This is a genomic window from Enterobacter cloacae complex sp. I2 (genome assembly GCF_014896205.1).
In the GTDB taxonomy this organism is placed as follows: Bacteria; Pseudomonadota; Gammaproteobacteria; order Enterobacterales; family Enterobacteriaceae; genus Enterobacter; species Enterobacter quasihormaechei.
The window spans coordinates 1-21756 of sequence record NZ_JADBRA010000030.1 but is presented as its reverse complement, the minus strand read 5'-3'; the positions used below and the strand labels follow the sequence as shown (position 1 = coordinate 21756).

The 21756-nt window shown below is 55.9% G+C and carries 17 protein-coding genes; 10 read left to right on the top strand and 7 right to left on the bottom strand.

Features of this window, described 5'->3' with window-relative positions; translation table 11 throughout:
* The first annotated feature begins 54 nt into the window (after positions 1-54).
* Positions 55-879 (top strand): protein bax, encoded by an 825-nt coding sequence (locus IM300_RS21010; RefSeq protein ID WP_193038187.1) that lies wholly within the window; start codon positions 55-57, stop codon positions 877-879.
* Between the two features lie 35 nt (positions 880-914).
* Here IM300_RS21010 and xylR read toward each other — a convergent pair whose 3' ends face one another.
* The 4 genes from xylR to xylF all read right to left on the bottom strand — a co-directional run bounded on the left by xylR (position 915) and on the right by xylF (position 5893).
* Positions 915-2093 carry a D-xylose utilization transcriptional activator XylR gene (xylR, locus tag IM300_RS21005; RefSeq protein WP_193038185.1) on the bottom strand — a complete coding sequence of 393 codons (1179 nt, stop codon included), beginning with the start codon at positions 2091-2093 and terminating at the stop codon, positions 915-917.
* Positions 2094-2127: 34 nt separating this feature from the next.
* The gene (xylH, locus tag IM300_RS21000; protein ID WP_003860151.1) at positions 2128-3309 is read right to left on the bottom strand and encodes a xylose ABC transporter permease XylH; all 1182 of its coding nucleotides are present in this window, start codon (positions 3307-3309) and stop codon (positions 2128-2130) included.
* A complete protein-coding gene (locus IM300_RS20995; protein WP_193038183.1) occupies positions 3287-4828 on the bottom strand; it encodes a xylose ABC transporter ATP-binding protein in 1542 nt (513 codons plus the stop codon). The genes xylH and IM300_RS20995 overlap by 23 nt, the downstream gene beginning before the upstream one ends.
* A 72-nt stretch (positions 4829-4900) precedes the next feature.
* The gene (gene xylF, locus IM300_RS20990; protein WP_063865834.1) at positions 4901-5893 is read right to left on the bottom strand and encodes a D-xylose ABC transporter substrate-binding protein; all 993 of its coding nucleotides are present in this window, start codon (positions 5891-5893) and stop codon (positions 4901-4903) included.
* A gap of 371 nt (positions 5894-6264) precedes the next feature.
* Here xylF and xylA point away from each other — a divergent pair, with 371 nt between their 5' ends.
* Entirely contained in the window at positions 6265-7587 is a 1323-nt protein-coding gene (xylA, locus tag IM300_RS20985; RefSeq protein WP_063449989.1) for a xylose isomerase, read from the top strand.
* A gap of 66 nt (positions 7588-7653) precedes the next feature.
* Entirely contained in the window at positions 7654-9108 is a 1455-nt protein-coding gene (gene xylB / locus IM300_RS20980) for a xylulokinase (RefSeq protein ID WP_193038181.1), read from the top strand.
* Between the two features lie 54 nt (positions 9109-9162).
* Here the strand turns inward: xylB and IM300_RS20975 are convergent, their stop codons facing one another.
* Positions 9163-10158, bottom strand: a complete 996-nt coding sequence (locus IM300_RS20975) for an acyltransferase (RefSeq protein ID WP_193038179.1) — start codon at positions 10156-10158, stop codon at positions 9163-9165.
* Between the two features lie 184 nt (positions 10159-10342).
* Here IM300_RS20975 and IM300_RS20970 point away from each other — a divergent pair, with 184 nt between their 5' ends.
* The 3 genes from IM300_RS20970 to glyS all read left to right on the top strand — a co-directional run bounded on the left by IM300_RS20970 (position 10343) and on the right by glyS (position 13799).
* On the top strand, positions 10343-10648 hold the full coding sequence (locus IM300_RS20970) for a YsaB family lipoprotein (protein ID WP_193038177.1): 306 nt from the start codon (positions 10343-10345) through the stop codon (positions 10646-10648).
* 160 nt (positions 10649-10808) lie between these two features.
* Positions 10809-11720 carry a glycine--tRNA ligase subunit alpha gene (glyQ, locus tag IM300_RS20965; protein ID WP_003860141.1) on the top strand — a complete coding sequence of 304 codons (912 nt, stop codon included), beginning with the start codon at positions 10809-10811 and terminating at the stop codon, positions 11718-11720.
* Between the two features lie 9 nt (positions 11721-11729).
* Complete coding sequence (glyS, locus tag IM300_RS20960) at positions 11730-13799, top strand: glycine--tRNA ligase subunit beta (RefSeq protein WP_063449957.1); 2070 nt, start codon at positions 11730-11732, stop codon at positions 13797-13799.
* A 128-nt stretch (positions 13800-13927) separates the two neighbouring features.
* Here the strand turns inward: glyS and fadA are convergent, their stop codons facing one another.
* Both fadA and fadB read right to left on the bottom strand, forming a co-directional pair.
* Positions 13928-15091 (bottom strand): acetyl-CoA C-acyltransferase FadA, encoded by a 1164-nt coding sequence (gene fadA, locus IM300_RS20955; protein ID WP_063865822.1) that lies wholly within the window; start codon positions 15089-15091, stop codon positions 13928-13930.
* Between the two features lie 9 nt (positions 15092-15100).
* Positions 15101-17290, bottom strand: coding sequence for a fatty acid oxidation complex subunit alpha FadB (gene fadB, locus IM300_RS20950; RefSeq protein WP_193038175.1), 2190 nt, complete (start codon positions 17288-17290; stop codon positions 15101-15103).
* A gap of 190 nt (positions 17291-17480) precedes the next feature.
* Between fadB and pepQ the strand changes: the two genes are divergently transcribed.
* The 4 genes from pepQ to hemG are packed head-to-tail and all read left to right on the top strand — an operon-like array spanning position 17481 to position 21475.
* Positions 17481-18812 carry a Xaa-Pro dipeptidase gene (gene pepQ / locus IM300_RS20945; RefSeq protein WP_193038204.1) on the top strand — a complete coding sequence of 444 codons (1332 nt, stop codon included), beginning with the start codon at positions 17481-17483 and terminating at the stop codon, positions 18810-18812.
* Positions 18812-19426, top strand: a complete 615-nt coding sequence (locus tag IM300_RS20940; RefSeq protein WP_064910954.1) for an IMPACT family protein — start codon at positions 18812-18814, stop codon at positions 19424-19426. Before pepQ ends, IM300_RS20940 begins: the two co-directional genes overlap by 1 nt.
* A gap of 41 nt (positions 19427-19467) precedes the next feature.
* Positions 19468-20919 (top strand): Trk system potassium transporter TrkH, encoded by a 1452-nt coding sequence (gene trkH / locus IM300_RS20935; protein ID WP_063865811.1) that lies wholly within the window; start codon positions 19468-19470, stop codon positions 20917-20919.
* A 10-nt stretch (positions 20920-20929) separates the two neighbouring features.
* Complete coding sequence (gene hemG / locus IM300_RS20930; protein ID WP_064910952.1) at positions 20930-21475, top strand: menaquinone-dependent protoporphyrinogen IX dehydrogenase; 546 nt, start codon at positions 20930-20932, stop codon at positions 21473-21475.
* Positions 21476-21756: the final 281 nt, after the last annotated feature.

The window sequence follows — 21756 nt, the reverse complement described above, 5'->3', positions numbered from 1 at the left end:
CAAATTTTGAAGAAAATAAGGTGTTGGAATGCTTATATCCGACCAGGAGACCTAATGATATCGACTCCCATTCGACGATATGGGGCCGCGATACTCATGTTACTCACCATGGCATTTTCAGGTGAGGTGCTTGCAAAGACGCACGCGGATACAACGAGTAAGAAAGCCCACGTAATAAAGACGACAAGCAGTAAGGTTAGCAGTAAACAAGAGTATTCTCGCAATAGTGCAAAGAGTAGTTCACTTCCTGATTTGCGAAAATACCCTTCCGGGACACCACGAAAGAAAGCGTTTCTCCGGACGGTAATGCCTTACATTAAAAGTCAAAATGCCGCGATTACTGCGGATCGTAACTGGCTGATTTCCAAACAGTACGATAGCCGCTGGTCGCCGTCTGAGCGCACGCGCCTGAAAGACATCGCCAAACGCTATAAAGTGAAGTGGGGCGGAAACACGCGTCGCGTGCCGTGGAACTCACTGTTAGAACGTGTGGACATCATTCCAGGCAGCATGGTGGCGACAATGGCCGCCGCCGAAAGCGGTTGGGGGACCTCGAAGCTGGCCCGCAACAACAACAATCTGTTTGGCATGAAGTGCGCCAAAGGTCGTTGTACCAATGCACCCGGCAAGGTGAAGGGTTATTCACAGTTTGAATCGGTGAAAGATTCCGTGAATGCCTACGTGGTGAACCTGAACACCCACCCGGCCTACTCCTCGTTCCGTAAGTCACGCGCCCAGCTGCGTAAAGCGGATCAGGAAGTGACGGCTACGGCGATGATCCACAAGCTGAAAGGGTATTCCACTCAGGGACAGCGTTATAACAACTATCTGTTCTCGATGTACCAGGATAACCAGCGTCTGATTGCCGCGCACATGTAATGAAAAACGCCTTCCACTGGAAGGCGTTCTCTTTTCTAGAGCAGGACTTCACTGTACCGTTCCCGGTACTCCTTCGGCGTGGTGTCATACTCTTTCCTGAACACCGAATAGAAATACTGTAGCGACGGGTAGCCGCACATCTGTGAAATCTCGTTGATCGACAGCGAGGTGGAGATCAGCAGACTGCGCGCTTTCTCCAGCTTTTCCGCATGGATCACGGCATGTATCGTCTCACCCACTTCCTCTTTGAAGCGCTTCTCCAGATTCGAACGTGAAATCCCGACCGAATCCAGCACCTGATCGACCTTAATACCTTTGCAGGCATGATTGCGAATGTAGTGCATCGCCTGAATCACGGCCGGATCGTTTAAGGAACGGTAGTCGGTAGAGCGGCGCTCGACCACGCGAACGGGCGGAACCAGCAGACGCTGGAGCGGCAGGGATTCGTTGTCTAACAGTCTGTGCAGCAGCTTCGCAGCCTGATAGCCCATCTGCCGCGTACCCTGCGCCACGGATGACAGCGCCACGCGCGACAGATAGCGCGTAAGCTCTTCGTTATCGATACCAATCACGCACAGCTTTTCAGGCACCGGAATATGCAAATGCTCGCACACCTGCAATACGTGGCGGGCGCGGGCGTCCGTCACGGCGATAATGCCTGTCTGGGGCGGCAGCGTTTGCAGCCAGTCAGCCAGCCGGTTTTGCGCGTGCTGCCAGTTTTCTGGCGCGGTTTCCAGTCCCTGATAAACGACGCCGCGATACTTCTCCTGGGCAACCAGCTGGCAGAACGCATACTCACGCTCCATTGCCCAGCGTTTTCCGCTGGTGGCGGGCAAACCGTAAAACGCAAAACGGTGTACGCCTTTCTCCTTTAAATGGAGGAAAGCGGTCTCGACCAGGGCATGGTTATCGGTGGCGATGTAGTGAACAGGGGGATAATGTTCCGGTGAATGGTATGAGCCGCCAACGCCCACGATAGGAACGTCGACGCCACACAGCAGCTGTTCAATGACGGGGTCGTCAAAGTCAGCGATGACCCCGTCTCCCAGCCAGTCCTTAATGTTCTCCAGACGGGTACGGAAATCTTCTTCGATGAAAATATCCCATTCGGATTGCGACGCCTGCAAATATTCACCAACCCCTTCAACCACCTGACGGTCATAGGCTTTGTTGGCATTGAATAACAACGTAATGCGGTGACGCTTTTCAAACATGGCTCACTTTCCCAAATTAGTCACGATACGGTTCTCAGGCGCGCCGCTTGGTGGCAGAGTCCATCCAGACTGCCAGCAAAAGAATGGCTCCCTTGACGATATACTGCCAAAACGTCGGCACGTCCATCATACTCATCCCGTTATCCAGCGAAGCCATAATAAATGCGCCCATCACCGCACCCGCCACGCTGCCAATGCCCCCGGCGAGGCTGGTTCCGCCAATTACGCAGGCGGCGATGGCGTCCAGCTCGGCAATATTACCGGCAGACGGAGAACCCGCACCCAGTCGCGAGCTGAGGATCAGCCCCGCGATGGCTACCATCAGCCCGTTGATGGCAAAGACGGCGAGTTTGGTGCGCTCCACGTTAATGCCGGACAAACGCGCGGCTTCCAGGTTGCCGCCGATGGCATAAATGCGGCGGCCGAAAGCGGTACGTGTGGCCATAAACATCCCACCTAACAGCAGCAGCGCCAGCAGCAGAACGGGCGTCGGGACGCCACGATAATCGTTGAGCAGCCAGATGGCACCCAGCACAATCACGGCGGTAAGCGCCTGACGGCCCACCACCGAGGTAGAAGCAGGGGAGGCCAGACCCAGCGCCTGGCGACGCATGCGCCCCCGCCATTGCCACGCGACAAACGCCATCAGCCCAACCACGCCGATCGTAAAACCGACGCCATCAGAGAGGTAGCTTTGGCCAATCTGGGACATAGAGGCGCTGGTGGGGGAGACGGTAGTGCCGTTGGTGATACCAATTAAAATGCCGCGAAAGGCCAGCATTCCCGCCAGGGTGACGATAAACGACGGAACTTTCCGGTAGGCCACCCACCAGCCGTTCCACGCCCCCAGCAGCAGACCCAGTACCAGCGTGACCGCAATCGTCAGCGGCAGCGGCCAGCCGAGCCAGACGTCAAAAATCGCCGCCACGCCGCCGAGCAGGCCCATCATTGACCCTACCGACAGGTCAATTTCCGCTGAGATGATCACGAAGACCATCCCCACCGCCAGAATGCCGGTGATGGCAGTCTGACGCAGCAGGTTAGAGACGTTACGTGCGCTCAGATAGGAGCCGTCGGTCATCCAGGTAAAGAACAGCATGATGACGATGATGGCGGCAATCATCACGAATACTTGTAGATTCAGCGATTTAAGTCCTGCGAACGCACCGGGCGTCGGAACAGCGACTTTGATATCAGACGGGTTGCTTTTCGACATGGCGTTCGCTCCTTAGGGCAGCTTCCATCACCTGCTCTTGCGTCAGGTTCTGGTTGTTCAGGTTGGCTTTGAGTTTCCCTTCATGCATGACCAGCACGCGGTCGCTCAGGCCCAGCACTTCAGGCAGTTCGGACGAGATAACAATGACGGCAATCCCTTGCTGCACCAGTTGATTAATCAGCTTGTAGATTTCGTACTTCGCGCCGATATCGATTCCCCGCGTGGGTTCGTCCAGAATTAAAATGCGCGGATTAAGCAGCAGGCAGCGCGCCAGAATCGCCTTTTGCTGGTTGCCGCCGCTCAGGCGTCCTATCGCCAGCTCTGGCGAGGACGTTTTCACCTTAAGCCTTGCGAGCGACTGGAGAATGCACTGCTGTTCTGCGGCATCGTCCAGGCTGCTCAGCGCGCCGGAAAACTGGCTGAGCGCCGCCAGCGTGATATTTTTTCCCACCGCCATAACCGGCACGATGCCGTCTTTTTTGCGGTCTTCGGGCACCATGGCAATGCCTCTGGCAATGGCCTGCTGGCAGTTGTCGATTTTTACCGGCTGACCGTCCACATAAATTTTGCCTTCCCAGCGCCCCGGCCAGACGCCAAACAGACACTGTACGGCCTCGGTTCTTCCGGCACCCACCAGGCCCGCAATGCCGAGAATTTCGCCTCGGTGCAGCGAGAAGGAGAGGTCATTCACGCGCTTGATATGGCGGTTAACGGGGTGCCACGCCGTCAGGTTTTCTACGCGCAGGATCTCTTCGCCAATCGCGTGCGGCTCGTTGGGATACAGCGCGGTGAGTTCGCGGCCCACCATCATGGTGATGATGTCATCCTCACTCATGCCTTTTGCCTCACGCGTGCCGATGTGCTGCCCGTCGCGGATGACGCAGATGGTGTCAGAAATGGCTTTCACCTCGTTAAGCTTGTGCGAAATATAGATGCAGGCGATACCGTGGTTTTGCAGGTCGCGGATGATATTGAGCAGAACGGCCGTTTCCTGTTCGGTGAGCGAGGCGGTTGGCTCGTCGAGGATCAGCAGGCGTACCTGTTTATTCAGCGCCTTGGCGATCTCCACCAGTTGCTGCTGGCCCAAACCTAAGTCGCCCACGCGCGTATCCGGTGAGATAGCCAGGCTCACCTGAGCCAGCAATTTTTCGCAGCGCAGCGTCATGGTGTCGTAATCCAGCACGCCGTGGCGTGAGAGTTCGGCCCCAAGAAAGATATTTTCCAGCACGCTTAGGTGCTTCACCAGCGCCAGCTCCTGGTGAATGATAGCGATGCCTTTACGCTCGGTATCGCGAATGTGCGTGGCCTGGAGCACCTCTCCGGCGAAGACGATTTCGCCCTCGTAGCTGCCGTGCGGGTAAATCCCACACAGCACCTTCATCAGCGTGGATTTCCCCGAGCCGTTTTCGCCGCACAGCGACATGACTTCGCCGGGATTCAGCCGCAGGCTGACGTTGTCGACCGCTTTCACCGTCCCGAAGGCTTTGGTGATGCTTTTCATTTCAAGTAAATAAGACATAACTGCTCCGCATAGCCCGACAGATGAACAGGGCAGGTCGATGCGCCCCCGCCGGGCAGGGGCTGCGCTGGATTACAGTTCACTCTTCTTATGGAAACCGTCTTTCACCACCGTGGCGTCAATGTTCTCTTTGTTGACTTCGATAGGGGTAAGCAGGCGAGCCGGTACGTCTTTCAGGCCGTTATTTAACGTTGCGTCTGCTTTAGGCTGTTGGTCATTGCCCAGCTCAACGGCAATTTCAGCAGCCGTATTGGCAAGCTCGGTAATGGGTTTATACACCGTCATGGTTTGGGTGCCCGCGATAATGCGTTTAACACCCGCAAGATCGGCATCCTGTCCGGAGATAGCGACTTTTCCGGCCAGACCCTGCGCGCTCAGCGCCTGAATGGCGCCACCCGCGGTGGCATCGTTAGAGGCCACGACCGCATCGATTTTATTGTTATTTGCGGTCAACGCGTTTTCCATAATTTTCAGCGCGTTTTCCGGTAACCAACCGTCAACCCACTGGTCGCCGACGACCTTAATTTTGCCCTCGTCGATATATGGCTTAAGCACCTTCATTTGTCCCTGGCGGAACAGCTTGGCGTTGTTATCCACAGGCGAACCGCCCATCAGGAAATAATTTCCTTGCGGCACCTTAGCGACCAGGCTTTTAGCCTGTAATTCACCCACTTTTTCATTGTCGAACGAAATATAATAATCAATATCCGCATTATTAATCATGCGGTCATAGGCCAGGACTTTTATGCCTTCCTGTTTAGCCTCTTTCACCACGTTGCTTAATACCTGGCCGTTATACGGGATAATGACCAGCACATCGACGCCACGGTTGATCATATTCTCGATTTGCGACATTTGCGTCTCTTCGTTGCCGTTAGCGGACTGAACGAACACCTCCGCGCCGAGGGATTCCGCTTTTTTAACAAAGATATCGCGATCTTTTTGCCAGCGCTCCAGGCGTAAATCATCAATCGCCATGCCGATTTTGACCTCTTTGGCATGGCCGGCAAAGCTTGCAAGCAGGAGAGTAGTGCAGAGCGTTAGGGTCAGGTTCTTTATCTTCATAATTATTAGGCCTTTTTGTAGGAGTATGTGTCGCTGAGATAAAAGAAACGTTCACTGCTGAGACGCAGCAAATTTTTAACGTGGAAAGGCCTGCTGGCAATTACAGATTTTTATCTTCTCATTACGATATTTGGTTTATTTCTGAATTTATGACCGCGATCGGATTTTAAAAAGCGTAACCTATTAATTACATTTGATTCTGGAATATGCGCCGAAAAATAGTTTGTCTGCACATTATTTTGCGAGCCAGCGCACAATTGTGCATTCTCTCAATAGCAGTGTGAAATAACGTAATTGAGCAACCCCCAATGTCTATTCACTATTACTCCAGAAGCAAGACCACGCCGCATACCCTGATTATGGAGCTCAATATGCAAGCTTATTTCGACCAACTCGATCGCGTTCGTTTCGAAGGCACGAAAACGACCAATCCTTTAGCATTTCGTCACTACAACCCGGATGAGCTGGTGCTGGGTAAGCGCATGGAAGATCACTTGCGCTTTGCCGCCTGCTACTGGCACACCTTCTGCTGGAACGGTGCTGATATGTTCGGCGTGGGCGCTTTTGACCGTCCATGGCAGCAGCCGGGCGAGGCCATTGAGCTGGCGAAGCGTAAAGCCGACGTCGCGTTCGAGTTCTTCCATAAGCTGAACGTGCCGTACTACTGTTTCCACGATGTGGACGTGTCGCCTGAAGGGGCATCGCTGAAAGAGTATCTGAACAATTTCGCGCAGATGGTCGATGTACTGGCTGAAAAACAGCAGCAAAGCGGCGTGAAGCTGCTCTGGGGGACGGCTAACTGCTTTACCAACCCTCGCTACGGTGCGGGTGCGGCAACCAACCCCGATCCGGAAGTCTTCAGCTGGGCGGCAACCCAGGTCGTGACTGCGATGAACGCCACGCATCAGCTGGGCGGCGAGAACTATGTTCTCTGGGGCGGTCGTGAAGGTTATGAAACGCTGCTGAATACCGACCTGCGTCAGGAGCGCGAGCAGATTGGTCGCTTTATGCAGATGGTTGTGGACCACAAACACAAAATCGGCTTCCGCGGCACGCTGCTGATTGAGCCTAAACCGCAGGAGCCAACCAAGCATCAGTACGACTACGATGTGGCCACCGTGTATGGCTTCCTGAAGCAGTTTGGTCTGGAAAAAGAGATCAAAGTGAATATTGAGGCTAACCACGCTACCCTGGCGGGCCACTCCTTCCATCACGAAATTGCCTCTGCGATTGCGCTGGGCATCTTCGGATCGGTGGATGCGAACCGCGGCGATCCGCAGCTGGGCTGGGATACCGACCAGTTCCCGAACAGCGTGGAAGAAAATGCGCTGGTAATGTACGAAATCATCAAAGCGGGCGGTTTCACCACCGGCGGCCTGAACTTCGACGCCAAAGTCCGTCGCCAGAGCACCGACAAATACGATCTGTTTTACGGGCATATTGGCGCGATGGACACCATGGCGCTGGCGCTGAAGGTGGCGGCCCGTATGATTGAAGACGGTGAGCTGGATAAACGCGTGGCGAAGCGTTACGGCGGCTGGAACAGTGAGCTGGGCCAGCAAATTCTGAAAGGTCAGTTATCGCTTGCGGAAATCGCGAAGTACGCTGAACAGCATCAGCTGGCCCCGCAGCATCAGAGCGGGCATCAGGAACTGCTGGAAAACCTGGTCAATCATTACCTCTTCGATAAATAACAGTATGCAGCATGCAGGCCCGGTAAGCGCATCGCCCCGGGCATTTCTGTCAAAGGAGCCACCACAATGTATATCGGGATCGATCTTGGCACGTCGGGTGTGAAAGCCATTCTGTTAAGCGAGCAGGGCGATGTGTTAGCAACCCAGACTGAAAAGTTGCAGGTTTCACGCCCGCATCCGCTTTGGTCGGAACAAGATCCGGAGCAGTGGTGGCAGGCGACGGACCGCGCGATGAAAGCCTTAGGCGAGCAGCACAGCCTGCGCGACGTGAAAGCGCTGGGCATTGCCGGGCAAATGCACGGTGCAACGTTGCTGGATAGCCAGCATCGCGTTCTGCGCCCGGCTATTCTCTGGAACGATGGCCGCTGTGCGGAAGAGTGTGCGCTTCTTGAAGCGCGTGAGCCCACGTCCCGCGACATTACGGGCAACCTGATGATGCCCGGTTTTACCGCGCCAAAACTCCTGTGGGTGCAGCGCCATGAACCCGATATTTTCCGTCAGGTAGCGAAGGTGCTGCTGCCTAAAGACTACCTGCGTTTTCGCATGACGGGAGATTTTGCCAGCGACATGTCTGACGCCGCGGGCACGATGTGGCTCGACGTGGCGAAACGGGACTGGAGCGAGGCGATGCTGGATGCCTGCCAGCTGACGCGCGACCATATGCCCGCGCTGTTTGAAGGCAGTGAGATCGCGGGCACGCTGCAATCCTCCATTGCTGAACGCTGGAATATGCCGGCCGTACCGGTTGTTGCTGGCGGCGGCGATAACGCGGCGGGCGCTGTTGGCGTGGGGATGGTGGAAGCAGGGCAGGCGATGCTCTCGCTCGGCACCTCCGGCGTCTATTTTGCCGTCAGCGACGGGTATCGCAGTAACCCTGAAAACGCCGTACACAGCTTCTGCCACGCGTTGCCGGGCAAATGGCATTTAATGTCGGTGATGCTGAGTGCCGCTTCCTGCCTCGACTGGGCGGCAAAGCTGACCGGAATGGCGGACGTACCGGCGCTTATCGCAGCGGCACAGCAGGCGGATGATAATGCCGGTGCGGTCTGGTTTTTACCGTACCTGTCCGGCGAGCGCACGCCGCATAACAACCCGGAAGCGAAAGGGGTGTTCTTCGGGCTTACCCATCAGCACGGCCCGGCAGAGCTGGCGCGCGCGGTGCTTGAAGGGGTCGGCTATGCGCTGGCGGACGGCATGGATGTCGTGCATGACTGTGGCCTGACGCCATCCAGCATTACCTTAATTGGCGGCGGGGCGCGAAGCAGCTACTGGCGGCAAATGCTTTCTGATATCAGCGGGTTGCCGCTGGACTATCGTACGGGGGGAGAGGTTGGTCCGGCGCTCGGTGCGGCACGGCTGGCGCAAATCGCGGTGAACCCGGATAAACCACTGAACTCGCTTTTGCCCCAGCTTCCGCTTGAACAGCAGCATCGTCCTGATGCGAAAAACCATGCTCGCTATGCTGAACGACGAGTCGTGTTCCGCAAAATCTATCAGCAGCTTTTACCGCTGATGTCCTGAACATCCGCCGGGTGGCGCTGCGCTGACCCGGCCTACAACTCCCCGTCCATCTGGCTAGCTTACAAACCTGCGCGTATCGATTCTTTGCAGCAACATGGACAGCAGCAGGCTGACAGCCAGCGTAGCGGTAAATATCCAGATAATATCCAGCACCGGCCAGCTTTTCAGCTCAACGCCGCGGGTGCGCAGGGCGTGGATTACCAGCGCGTGAAAACCGTAAATACCCAGCGAGTGGCGAGAGATAAACCCCAGCACCGGAAGTGGACGTTCGTTGAGGGTGTTTTTCACCAGGGTCAGCAGAGCAATCGCGCAGATAAAGACCATCGGGCCGCAATACAGATACCAGGTATCGGCAAAGTTGCCGCGCCATTGCAGCTCGTGCAGCGTCCCGCGAGAGATAATAAACACACCGGCGATAAACGCAGCCGCGCAAAGCCAGTTCATTCCTCGCTTTTGCGTCTCCATCATGCCGATGGCGCGCCCCAGCATGCCATACACCACATAATAAAACGTGTCGCCGTTGATATAGAGGTTGACGGGAAGCCATTCAAAGCCATCAACTTTTTGTGAGAGGGTATTCGGGTTTGCCACAATCCCGATGATCGCCATCAAGGCCAGCAGCATTTTACCGCTGACGTTTTTTACCTGAATTAACGGAGAAACCAGGTAAATAACGATTATCGCGAAGAAAAACCACAGATGATAGAACACCGGTTTTTGCAGTACATTGAGCAGGGAACGTTCGGCGTTAATGGACGTGCACAGGATGATATAGAGCAGCGAAATGGCGCTGTAAAACAGCAGACAAGAGACAATACGGATGAAATGTCTCGGCTGCGCGCTACGCTCACCAAAAAAGAGAAAACCGGAAATCATAAAGAACAGCGGGACGCTCACGCGGGAGGCCGAGTTCAGAATATTGGCGACATCCCAGTTAACGGGGCTGATACTGTGCGCGTTCGTGACATACCAGGTCGTTGTGTGGATCATCACCACCATCAGACAAGCTATTCCCCGCAGGTTATCAATCCAGTTAATTTTTGACTGCATCAGTTCCTCTGTATTCCTGATAAAGAAAGTGTGACTGCGGTAGCGTAAAACTTTTCCCTTGGAAAATTCTGAGTTTAGCCAGGCTGTCTTGTCGCGAGCTGGCGAGATTCGCAGAATGTTGAACATTAATCTATAAACGTGTTGCTACTAAAAATAACAGCCACTGACCGGGGCGGTAATAAAAATGATGATAAAGCGTGGGGCGTCACTCTTTCTGCTGCTTTTATTAGCAGGGTGCAGTGCTTCTCAGGAGGCCCCTGTCCAGAAAGCGCAGCAGGGGAAAATGAGCCCGGAGCGTTCCCTAAATATGGAACAGCTGTGCATAGGTGAGGCGGCTCATCGCTATAATTCCGAGGCGCAAAAAATTCATATTAACGGCTTCGAGCGCTTTCAGGGCAGCTATGAACTGAAAGGCTATACTGCGCGTAAAGAGGGCTTTGTCTGCTCTTTTGATGCAGACGGCCAGTTTTTACATCTCTCGATGCGCTAAATTGCTCGGATAATCAGCAACCAGAGCCTTCACCGGTTCTGGCGGTAGACCTTATTCCCCAATTTTCCCTAAACAACCCCGTTTCGTACTGTATATCTTGCAGCCAGCGGGTATACTGATCCCTTCCATTTAAAACCACACGTATCCAGCACGAAATACTATGCAAAAGTTTGATACCAAGACCTTCCAGGGCCTGATCCTGACCTTACAGGATTACTGGGCTCGTCAGGGCTGCACCATTGTTCAACCTTTGGACATGGAAGTTGGCGCAGGCACCTCACACCCGATGACCAGCCTGCGCGCGTTAGGGCCAGAGCCAATGGCAACCGCCTACGTGCAGCCATCCCGTCGTCCGACCGATGGCCGTTACGGCGAGAACCCGAACCGCTTGCAGCACTACTATCAGTTCCAGGTGGTGATTAAGCCATCACCCGACAATATTCAGGAACTGTACCTCGGGTCACTGAAAGAGCTGGGTATGGATCCAACCATTCACGACATTCGCTTCGTGGAAGATAACTGGGAAAACCCAACGCTGGGTGCCTGGGGTCTGGGTTGGGAAGTGTGGCTGAACGGCATGGAAGTGACCCAGTTCACTTACTTCCAGCAGGTCGGCGGTCTCGAATGTAAGCCGATCACCGGTGAAATCACCTACGGTCTGGAACGTCTGGCAATGTACATTCAGGGCGTAGACAGCGTTTACGACCTGGTCTGGAGCGACGGCCCGCTGGGTAAAACCACCTACGGCGACGTGTTCCATCAGAACGAAGTGGAGCAATCCACCTATAACTTCGAATACGCGGACGTGGACTTCCTGTTCACCTGCTTCGAGCAGTACGAGAAAGAAGCCCAGCAGCTGCTGGCGCTGGAGACTCCGCTGCCGCTGCCTGCTTACGAGCGTATTCTGAAGGCTGCCCACAGCTTCAACCTGCTGGACGCCCGCAAAGCCATCTCCGTGACTGAACGTCAGCGCTACATTCTGCGAATCCGTACCCTGACCAAAGCCGTTGCAGAAGCTTACTACGCGTCCCGTGAAGCCCTTGGCTTCCCGATGTGCAACCGAAACAAATAAGAGGCGGCCATGTCTGAGAAAACTTTCCTGGTGGAAATCGGCACTGAAGAGCTGCCACCAAAAGCCCTGCGCAGCCTGGCTGAATCTTTCGCTGCGAACGTCACTGCCGAGCTGGATAACGCTGGCCTGGCGCACGGTAAAATTGAGTGGTTTGCTGCGCCGCGTCGTCTGGCGCTGAAGGTGGCAAACCTGGCGGCGTCTCAGCCGGATCGTGAAGTTGAGAAACGTGGCCCGGCCATTGCTCAGGCGTTCGACGCGGAAGGCAAGCCGAGCAAAGCGGCAGAAGGCTGGGCGCGCGGTTGCGGTATCACCGTTGACCAGGCCGAGCGTCTGACCACCGATAAAGGTGAATGGCTGCTGTATCGTGCCCACGTGAAAGGCGAAAGCGCGGAAGCGCTGCTGCCAGATATGATCGCGACTTCGCTGGCTAAGCTGCCGATTCCTAAACTGATGCGCTGGGGCGCGTCCGACGTACACTTCGTGCGTCCGGTGCACACCGTGACCCTGCTGCTGGGCGATACCGTTATTCCGGCAACCATTCTGGGCGTAGCGTCCGATCGCGTGATCCGCGGCCATCGCTTTATGGGCGAGCCAGAGTTCACCATCGACAATGCCGACCAGTACCCGCAGATCCTGCTGGAGCGCGGTAAAGTTATTGCTGACTACGAACAGCGTAAAGCCAAAATTAAAGCGGACGCAGAAGAAGCGGCGCGTAAGATTGGCGGTAATGCCGATCTGAGCGACAGCCTGCTGGAAGAGGTAACTTCTCTGGTGGAATGGCCGGTTGTGCTGACCGCGAAATTCGAAGAGAAATTCCTGGCCGTTCCGGCAGAAGCGCTGGTTTACACCATGAAGGGTGATCAGAAGTACTTCCCGGTTTACGCCAACGACGGCAAGCTGCTGCCAAACTTCATCTTCGTGGCGAACATCGAATCGAAAGATCCGATCCAGATTATCTCCGGTAACGAGAAAGTGGTGCGCCCACGTCTGGCGGATGCCGAGTTCTTCTTCAACACCGACCGTAAAAAACGTCTGGAAGATAACCTGCCGCGTCTGCAAACCGTGCTGTTCCAGCAGCAACTGGGTACGCTGCGCGACAAGACCGACCGTATCGCGGAGCTGTCCGGCTGGATTGCCCGTGAGATTGGCGCGGACGTGAACCACGCTACCCGTGCGGGCCTGCTCTCCAAGTGCGACCTGATGACCAACATGGTGTTCGAATTCACCGACACCCAGGGCGTCATGGGCATGCATTACGCGCGTCACGATGGCGAAGCGGAAGACGTGGCGGTGGCCCTGAACGAGCAGTATCAGCCGCGCTTTGCCGGTGACGATCTGCCGTCCAACCCGGTTGCCTGCGCCGTGGCGATTGCCGATAAGATGGACACCCTGGCGGGTATCTTCGGTATAGGTCAGCATCCGAAAGGCGATAAAGACCCGTTTGCGCTGCGTCGCGCCGCGCTGGGCGTGCTGCGTATCATCGTCGAGAAGAACCTGAACCTCGATCTGCAAACGCTGACGGAAGAAGCGGTGCGTCTGTACGGCGATAAGCTGACCAACGCGAAGGTTGTGGATGATGTTATCGACTTTATGCTCGGTCGTTTCCGCGCGTGGTATCAGGACGAAGGTTACTCCGTTGACACCATTCAGGCGGTGCTGGCGCGTCGTCCGACCCGTCCGGCAGATTTCGACGCGCGTATGAAAGCGGTATCCCACTTCCGTACGCTGGAAGCGGCGTCTGCTCTGGCTGCGGCCAACAAGCGTGTATCTAACATCCTCGCGAAATCCGACGAGACGCTGAACGAGCGTGTAAATGCCGCGACGCTGAAAGAGCCGGAAGAGATTGCTCTGGCGATGCAGGTTGTGGTGCTGCGCGACAAGCTTGAGCCGTACTTCGCGGAAGGCCGCTACCAGGAAGCGCTGGTGGAGCTGGCGGAGCTGCGTGACATCATCGACGCCTTCTTCGAGAAAGTGATGGTAAACGTGGAAGATAAAGAGCTGCGTATTAACCGTCTCTCTATGCTCGAGAAACTGCGTGAGCTGTTCCTGCGCGTGGCGGATATTTCGCTGCTGCAATGATGTAAAAAACCCGCCCCTGACAGGCGGGAAGAACGGCAACTAAACTTTATTCTTCGTAGGCCGGGAAAGCGCAGCGCCTCCCGGCAAAAGCCCGATGGCGCGAAGCTTATCGGGCCTACGTTATAGCCTTACACTCTCTCAAACACCGTCGCGATCCCCTGACCCAACCCGATACACATCGTTGCCAGCCCGAACTGGGCATCTTTGCGTTCCATCAGGTTGATCAGCGTGGTGCTGATACGCGCCCCGGAGCAGCCCAGCGGGTGACCGAGGGCGATCGCGCCGCCGTTGAGGTTAATCTTCTCGTCGATCTGATCCATCAGGCCCAGATCTTTAATGCACGGCAGGATCTGTGCGGCGAAGGCTTCGTTCATCTCGAACAGATCGATATCACTTGCGCTCAGCCCCGCTTTTTTCAGCGCCAGTTTTGACGCCGGAACCGGACCGTAGCCCATGATCGACGGGTCGCAACCCACCACCGCCATCGAACGCACGCGGGCGCGTGGCGTCAGGCCTAATTCGCGGGCGCGGCTTTCGCTCATCACCAGCATCGCGGCGGCGCCGTCGGACAGGGCAGAAGAGGTGCCCGCCGTTACCGTGCCGGTGACCGGATCAAAAGCCGGACGCAGGGTAGAAAGCGCGTCGACCGTGGTCTCAGGACGGATAACTTCGTCGTAGCTGAACTGCTTCAGTACGCCGTCCGCGTCGTGTCCGCCGGTTGGGATAATCTCATTCTTAAAAGCGCCAGACTGCGTGGCGGCCCAGGCGCGGGCGTGAGAGCGCGCGGCAAACGCATCCTGCATTTCGCGGCTGATACCGTGCAGGCGGGAGAGCATCTCGGCGGTCAGGCCCATCATGCCTGCGGCTTTCGCCACGTTGCGGCTCATGCCAGGGTGGAAATCGACCCCGTGGCTCATCGGCACGTGGCCCATGTGCTCAACGCCGCCCACCAGGCAGGCCTGCGCATCGCCGGTCATAATCATACGCGCCGCATCGTGCAGCGCCTGCATCGACGAACCGCACAGGCGGTTGACGGTAACGGCCGGAACCGAATGCGGGATCTCCGCCAGCAGCGACGCGTTGCGGGCGATGTTGAAGCCCTGCTCAAGGGTCTGCTGCACGCAGCCCCAGTAGATATCGTCGAGCGCTGCCGGATCCAGCGCCGGATTACGCGCCAGCAGGCTACGCATCAGGTGCGCGGAGAGATCTTCCGCGCGCACGTTACGGAACGCGCCGCCTTTTGAACGGCCCATCGGGGTGCGAATCGCATCAACAATGACAACCTTTTCCATTGTGACTCCTTAAGCCGTTTTCAGTGCGCCAACCGGACGGGCTGGCTCAACTGCTGGGTAGTAGGGTTCGTTATGGCGCGCTTTGTTACGCAGGCCTTCCGGCACGTCGTACAGCGGGCCGAGGTGCTGATACTGCTGCGCCATATCGAGGTAGCGGGCACTGCCGAGCGTATCCAGCCAGCGGAACGCGCCGCCGTGGAACGGAGGGAAGCCCAGGCCGTACACCAGCGCCATATCCGCTTCTGCCGGGCTGGCGATAATGCCTTCCTCGAGGCAGCGCACCACTTCGTTGATCATCGGAATCATCATGCGGGCAATAATTTCGTCGTCGGTGAAGTCGCGTTTCGGCTGGCATACGTCCGCCAGCAGGCCATCCACCGCCGGATCTTCCTCTTTCTTCGGCTTGCCTTTGCTGTCTTCTTTATAACGCCAGAAGCCCATGCCGTTTTTTTGCCCGAAGCGGTTGGCGTCGAACAGGGCGTCAATCGCGTCGCGATAATCTTTCTGCATGCGCTGCGGGAAGCCCGCTGCCATCACCGCCTGAGCGTGATGTGCGGTGTCGATCCCGACCACGTCCAGCAGATAGGCCGGGCCCATCGGCCAGCCGAACTGTTTTTCCATCACTTTGTCGATCTTGCGGAAGTCCGCGCCGTCGCGCAGCAGCTGGCTGAAGCCGGCAAAGTAGGGGAACAGCACGCGGTTAACGAAGAAGCCCGGGCAGTCGTTAACAACGATTGGCGTTTTGCCCATTTTGCTGGCCCACGCCACCACTTTGGCGATGGTGTCGTCGGAAGTTTTTTCCCCGCGGATCACTTCGACCAGCGGCATGCGGTGCACCGGGTTAAAGAAGTGCATTCCGCAGAAGTTTTCCGGACGCTTCAGCACGCTTGCCAGCTCGCTGATAGGAATGGTGGAGGTGTTGGAGGCCAGTACGGTCTCAGGACGCACCTTCTCTTCCGTTTCGGCCAGCACCGCTTTTTTGACTTTCGGATTCTCAACGACCGCTTCAACCACCACGTCCACGCGGTCAAAGCCGCTGTATTCCAGCGTTGGCTGGATGGTGGAGATCACGCCGGAGAGTTTCATACCGTCAATTTTGCCGCGCTCAAGCTGTTTATTCAGCAGCTTGGCGGCTTCGGTCATGCCCAGCGTCAGGGATTTTTCGCTGATGTCTTTCATCACCACCGGCACGCCTTTCCAGGCCGACTGGTAAGCGATGCCGCCGCCCATAATGCCGGCGCCAAGCACCGCCGCGTGTTTTGGCGTTTCAACGTTTTTGGTCGGCTGCTTAGCCTTGCCCTTCACGAACTGATCGTTCAGGAAGATGCCAACCAGCGCGCGGGCTTCATTGGTATGCGCCAGCGGGACAAAGCTCTGGTTTTCAAGCTTCAGGGCTTCATCACGGCCCAGACGGGCTGCCGCTTCAATGGTTTTCACCGCCGTGATTGGCGCCGGGTAGTGTTTACCCGCCGTCTGCATCACCATGCCTTTGGCGATAGTGAAGCTCATGGTGGCTTCAATCTTGCTGAGCTTTAACGGCTCCAGCTTCGGCTGGCGTTTGGCTTTCCAGTCGAGGTCGCCGTTGATCGCCTGACGCAGAATGGCGAGTGCACCTTCAACCAGCTTCTCTGGTTTCACGACGCCGTCGACCAGGCCGATTTTCTGTGCCTGTTCTGCACCCACGTCTTTACCAGCGGCAATGATTTCCAGGGCGCTGTCGGCGCCCAGCATGCGTGGCATACGCACGGAACCGCCAAAGCCCGGCATGATGCCCAGCTTGGTTTCCGGCAGGCCGATGCGCAGGTCCGGCGTTGCCAGACGGTAATCGGTCGCCAGCACGCATTCGCAGCCGCCGCCCAGCGCGTAGCCGTTAACGGCGGAAATCGTTGGCACAGGTAAATCTTCCAGACGATTAAAGACGCTGTTGGCAAAGTGCAGCCACTGGCTCAGCTGCTCCTCAGGAACCTGGAACAACGACAGAAATTCGGTGATATCCGCACCAACGATAAAGGCCGCTTTGTTGGAGCGCAGCAGCAGCCCTTTTAAATCTGATTGCTTTTCAAGTACATCCAGCGCCTGGCCAAGACTGGCCACCGTCGCGGTATCAAGCTTGTTCACTGAGCCGGGGGCATCGAACACCAGTTCGGCAATGCCATCTTCCAGCCAGTCTACGTACAGGGTGTCGCCTTTGTAGAGCATGTCGGTCTCCTGAATCCAGCAATTGGATCTGGTCATACCAGATGAGACGGAGTGTGGAATTTATGTTAATAAAATGCAAATTACTCATTAAGAAATTGCAGCGCTGATCACGGTCGGTGGAAATCACGCAGCCGGAGTGAGGTGTGCTAAGATGCGATGACTTGAGGTCAAAAAAACGAAAGGAAGAATGATGGACTCACTGGCTTCGCTTTATAAAAATCATACCGTTACCCTACAGGAACGTACCCGCGATGTACTGGCCCGCTTCAAGCTGGATGCTCTGCTGATCCACTCCGGCGAGCTGATGAATACGTTTCTTGATGACCATGCTTATCCCTTCAAGGTTAACCCGCAGTTTAAAGCCTGGGTGCCGGTGACACAGGTTCCAAATTGCTGGCTGCTGGTGGATGGCGTGAACAAGCCGAAACTGTGGTTCTACCTGCCGGTCGATTACTGGCACAACGTGGAACCGCTGCCGACCTCATTCTGGACCGAAGAAATTGACGTGATTGCGCTGCCAAAAGCGGACGGCATTGGCAGCCAGCTGCCAGCGGCGCGCGGCAACATCGGCTACATTGGTCCGGTTCCCGAGCGTGCGCTGGGTCTGGATATTCCGGCAGATAAACTTAACCCTAAAGGCGTGCTGGATTATCTGCACTACTATCGCGCCTACAAGACTGACTATGAACTTTACTGCATGCGTGAAGCGCAAAAAACGGCGGTGAATGGCCACCGTGCGGCGCATGAAGCGTTCCAGTCCGGCATGAGCGAGTTCGATATCAATCAGGCCTACCTGACCGCGACCGGCCATCGCGATACCGATGTGCCTTACAGCAACATCGTGGCGCTGAATGAGCATGCCTCTGTTCTGCACTACACCAAACTGGATCATCAGGTTCCGGCTGAGATGCGCAGCTTCCTGCTGGATGCCGGCGCAGAGTACAACGGCTATGCGGCAGACCTGACCCGTACCTGGGCGGCGAATGCGGATACCGATTTCGCGCAGCTGATTAAAGACGTGAACGATGAACAGCTGGCGCTGATTGGCACCATGAAAGCGGGAACCAGCTATGTGGATTACCACATCCAGTTCCATCAGCGCATCGCGAAACTGCTGCGTAAGCATCAGATTGTCAAAGACATGAGCGAAGAGGCGATGGTGGAGAACGATCTGACCGGGCCATTTATGCCGCACGGTATCGGCCACCCGCTGGGTTTGCAGGTTCATGACGTCGCAGGCTTTATGCAGGATGATACCGGTACGCACCTGGCGGCACCGTCTAAATATCCTTATCTGCGCTGCACCCGCGTTCTGGCGCCGCGTATGGTATTGACCATCGAGCCGGGCATCTACTTTATTGAATCCCTGCTGGCGCCGTGGCGTGAAGGCCAATTCAGCAAGCACTTCAACTGGGAAAAAATTGAAGCGCTGAAGCCGTTTGGCGGCATTCGTATCGAGGATAACGTGGTTATTCACGAGAACAGCATTGAGAACATGACGCGAGATCTGAAGCTGGCCTGATGGAAAGCTGGCTGATACCGGCTGAGCCGGTCACCTTTGTTGAGGAAATCAAAAAAAGCCGCTTTATCACGCTGTTGGCGCATACCGACGGCGTGGAGGCGGCGAAGGCGTTCGTCGAGTCCGTTCGCGCGCAGCACCCCGATGCCCGCCACCACTGTGTGGCGTGGGTCGCAGGGCCGCCGAATGACTCACAGCAGCTCGGGTTTTCTGATGACGGTGAACCGGCAGGCACGGCCGGAAAACCGATGCTCTCCCAGCTAATGGGCAGCGGTGTGGGTGAAATCACCGCCGTCGTTGTGCGCTACTACGGTGGCATTTTGTTAGGCACAGGCGGCCTGGTTAAAGCCTACGGCGGTGGTGTTCAGCAGGCGCTTAATCTTCTGATAACGACCCGCAAAACGCCGCTGACAGAATATACTTTGTTATGCGATTACGCCCAGCTATCGGGTATCGAAGCACTGCTTAAACAGTTTAACGGCGTCATCGCACACAGTGATTATCAGGCAATGGTGCAACTACGCGTGGCGCTTCCTCAGGCGGAACTGGCTGCTTTTTCAGCAAAACTCGCTGATTTTAGTCGCGGTTCATTGCAATTACTGCCGATTGAAGAATAATCCCCACCTCATCATTTTGAATACCTAAGGAAGCGGCAGAGATGCATTTTCGTGCCATTACCCGAATCGTTGGATTGCTGGTCATACTTTTCTCCGGGACGATGATCATCCCCGGACTGGTGGCGCTCATCTACCGGGACGGTGCGGGGCGTGCATTCACGCAAACCTTTTTTGTCGCGCTGACGATTGGCTCGCTGCTGTGGTGGCCAAACCGTCGTGAGAAGGGTGAGCTGAAATCCCGTGAGGGTTTTTTGATTGTGGTCCTGTTCTGGACGGTACTGGGAAGCGTGGGTGCGCTGCCGTTTATCTTCTCTGAACAACCGAATCTCACCATCACGGATGCGTTTTTTGAATCGTTCTCAGGTTTAACGACCACCGGCGCCACCACGCTTGTGGGGCTGGATTCGCTCCCGCATGCGATTCTCTTTTACCGGCAGATGCTCCAGTGGTTTGGCGGTATGGGGATCATCGTCCTGGCGGTGGCTATCCTGCCGATTCTGGGCGTCGGGGGGATGCAGCTTTACCGGGCAGAAATGCCTGGCCCGCTGAAAGATAACAAGATGCGCCCGCGTATTGCGGAAACGGCGAAAACCCTGTGGCTTATATATGTTCTGCTGACGGTGGCCTGCGCGCTGGCGCTGTGGTTCGCCGGAATGCCCGCGTTCGACGCCATCGGGCACAGCTTCGCGACTATCGCCATTGGCGGGTTTTCTACCCATGATGCCAGCGTCGGTTACTTCGACAGCCCGACAATCAATACCATCATTGCCATTTTCCTGCTGATCTCAGGCTGTAACTACGGTCTACACTTCTCGTTGCTCAGCGGACGTAGCCTGAAGGTGTACTGGCGCGACCCGGAATTCCGGATGTTTATTGGCGTCCAGCTGACCCTGGTGATCATCTGTACCCTGGTACTGTGGTTCCATGATGTCTATAACTCGGCGGTCACGACTCTGAACCAGGCCTTCTTCCAGGTGGTATCGATGGCGACAACCGCCGGTTTCACCACGGACAGTATTGCGCGTTGGCCGCTGTTCCTGCCGGTGCTGCTGCTGTGCTCTGCGTTTATCGGCGGTTGCGCCGGTTCGACGGGCGGTGGTCTGAAGGTGATCCGTATTCTGCTGCTGTTCAAGCAGGGGAACCGTGAGCTGAAACGTCTGGTCCACCCGAATGCGGTTTACAGCATTAAGCTGGGGAACCGCGCGCTGCCGGAGCGTATCCTCGAAGCGGTGTGGGGATTCTTCTCCGCTTATGCGCTGGTCTTTATTGTCAGTATGCTGGCGATTATCGCCACGGGTGTGGATGATTTCTCTGCCTTCGCCTCTGTGGTGGCAACGTTAAACAACCTGGGGCCGGGGCTGGGCGTTGTGGCGGATAACTTCGCCAGTATGAACCCGGTGGCGAAGTGGATCTTAATTGCCAATATGCTGTTTGGGCGTCTTGAGGTCTTTACGTTGCTGGTGCTGTTTACCCCAACATTCTGGCGTGAGTAAGGAGACATAAGTGAAAACGTTAATTCTTTTCTCAACGCGTGACGGTCAAACGCGTGAGATTGCTTCTTATCTGGCTTCTGAACTCACAGAGCTGGGCATTTATTCTGATGTGGTGAACCTGAATCGCACAGAACAGATTGCCTGGCAGGATTACGACCGTGTGGTCATTGGCGCTTCAATTCGTTACGGTCATTTCCACCCTGCGCTGGATCGTTTTGTGAAAAAGCATACGGCGGAACTCGCGAAGCGGCCTGGCGCGTTTTACTCGGTCAACCTGGTTGCCCGTAAAGCGGAGAAGCGTACGCCGCAGACCAACAGCTATACGCGCAAGTTTTTGCTGAATTCGCCATGGCAGCCCGATATCTGTTCTGTCTTTGCGGGCGCGCTGCGTTACCCGCGCTATAGCTGGTATGACCGCTTTATGATCCGCCTGATCATGAAGATGACAGGTGGTGAAACGGATACGCGTAAAGAAGTGGTCTACACCGACTGGGCTCAGGTCGCCAGTTTTGCCCGTGAAATTGCGCGTTTAACGGACGATCCGCGGGTTAAATAAGCGTTAAGTTTGAAAAGTGAGCGAACGAAAAGTTTTTTGTATTTAGTGCTTGTCACTTCGGAAGAACTCCCTATAATGCGCCTCCACTGACACGGAACAACGGCACGCAAGCCGCCGGGTCAGCAGAGAAAAGCAAAATAAACGCTTGACTCTGAAGCGGGAAAGCGTAATATGCACACCCCGCGCCGCAGCGAAAACGTAGCGGCACTGCTCTTTAACAATTTATCAGACAATCTGTGTGGGCACTCAAAGTGACATGGATTCTTAACGTCGCAAGACGA

Excerpts from the sequence above, each read along its gene's own strand:
- IM300_RS21010 (WP_193038187.1), top strand. The coding sequence starts at position 55 with ATGATATCGACTCCCATTCGACGATATGGGGCCGCGATACTCATGTTA.
- xylR (WP_193038185.1), bottom strand. The coding sequence starts at position 2,093 with ATGTTTGAAAAGCGTCACCGCATTACGTTGTTATTCAATGCCAACAAA.
- xylH (WP_003860151.1), bottom strand. The coding sequence starts at position 3,309 with ATGTCGAAAAGCAACCCGTCTGATATCAAAGTCGCTGTTCCGACGCCC.
- IM300_RS20995 (WP_193038183.1), bottom strand. The coding sequence starts at position 4,828 with ATGTCTTATTTACTTGAAATGAAAAGCATCACCAAAGCCTTCGGGACG.
- xylF (WP_063865834.1), bottom strand. The coding sequence starts at position 5,893 with ATGAAGATAAAGAACCTGACCCTAACGCTCTGCACTACTCTCCTGCTT.
- xylA (WP_063449989.1), top strand. The coding sequence starts at position 6,265 with ATGCAAGCTTATTTCGACCAACTCGATCGCGTTCGTTTCGAAGGCACG.
- xylB (WP_193038181.1), top strand. The coding sequence starts at position 7,654 with ATGTATATCGGGATCGATCTTGGCACGTCGGGTGTGAAAGCCATTCTG.
- IM300_RS20975 (WP_193038179.1), bottom strand. The coding sequence starts at position 10,158 with ATGCAGTCAAAAATTAACTGGATTGATAACCTGCGGGGAATAGCTTGT.
- IM300_RS20970 (WP_193038177.1), top strand. The coding sequence starts at position 10,343 with ATGATGATAAAGCGTGGGGCGTCACTCTTTCTGCTGCTTTTATTAGCA.
- glyQ (WP_003860141.1), top strand. The coding sequence starts at position 10,809 with ATGCAAAAGTTTGATACCAAGACCTTCCAGGGCCTGATCCTGACCTTA.
- glyS (WP_063449957.1), top strand. The coding sequence starts at position 11,730 with ATGTCTGAGAAAACTTTCCTGGTGGAAATCGGCACTGAAGAGCTGCCA.
- fadA (WP_063865822.1), bottom strand. The coding sequence starts at position 15,091 with ATGGAAAAGGTTGTCATTGTTGATGCGATTCGCACCCCGATGGGCCGT.
- fadB (WP_193038175.1), bottom strand. The coding sequence starts at position 17,290 with ATGCTCTACAAAGGCGACACCCTGTACGTAGACTGGCTGGAAGATGGC.
- pepQ (WP_193038204.1), top strand. The coding sequence starts at position 17,481 with ATGGACTCACTGGCTTCGCTTTATAAAAATCATACCGTTACCCTACAG.
- IM300_RS20940 (WP_064910954.1), top strand. The coding sequence starts at position 18,812 with ATGGAAAGCTGGCTGATACCGGCTGAGCCGGTCACCTTTGTTGAGGAA.
- trkH (WP_063865811.1), top strand. The coding sequence starts at position 19,468 with ATGCATTTTCGTGCCATTACCCGAATCGTTGGATTGCTGGTCATACTT.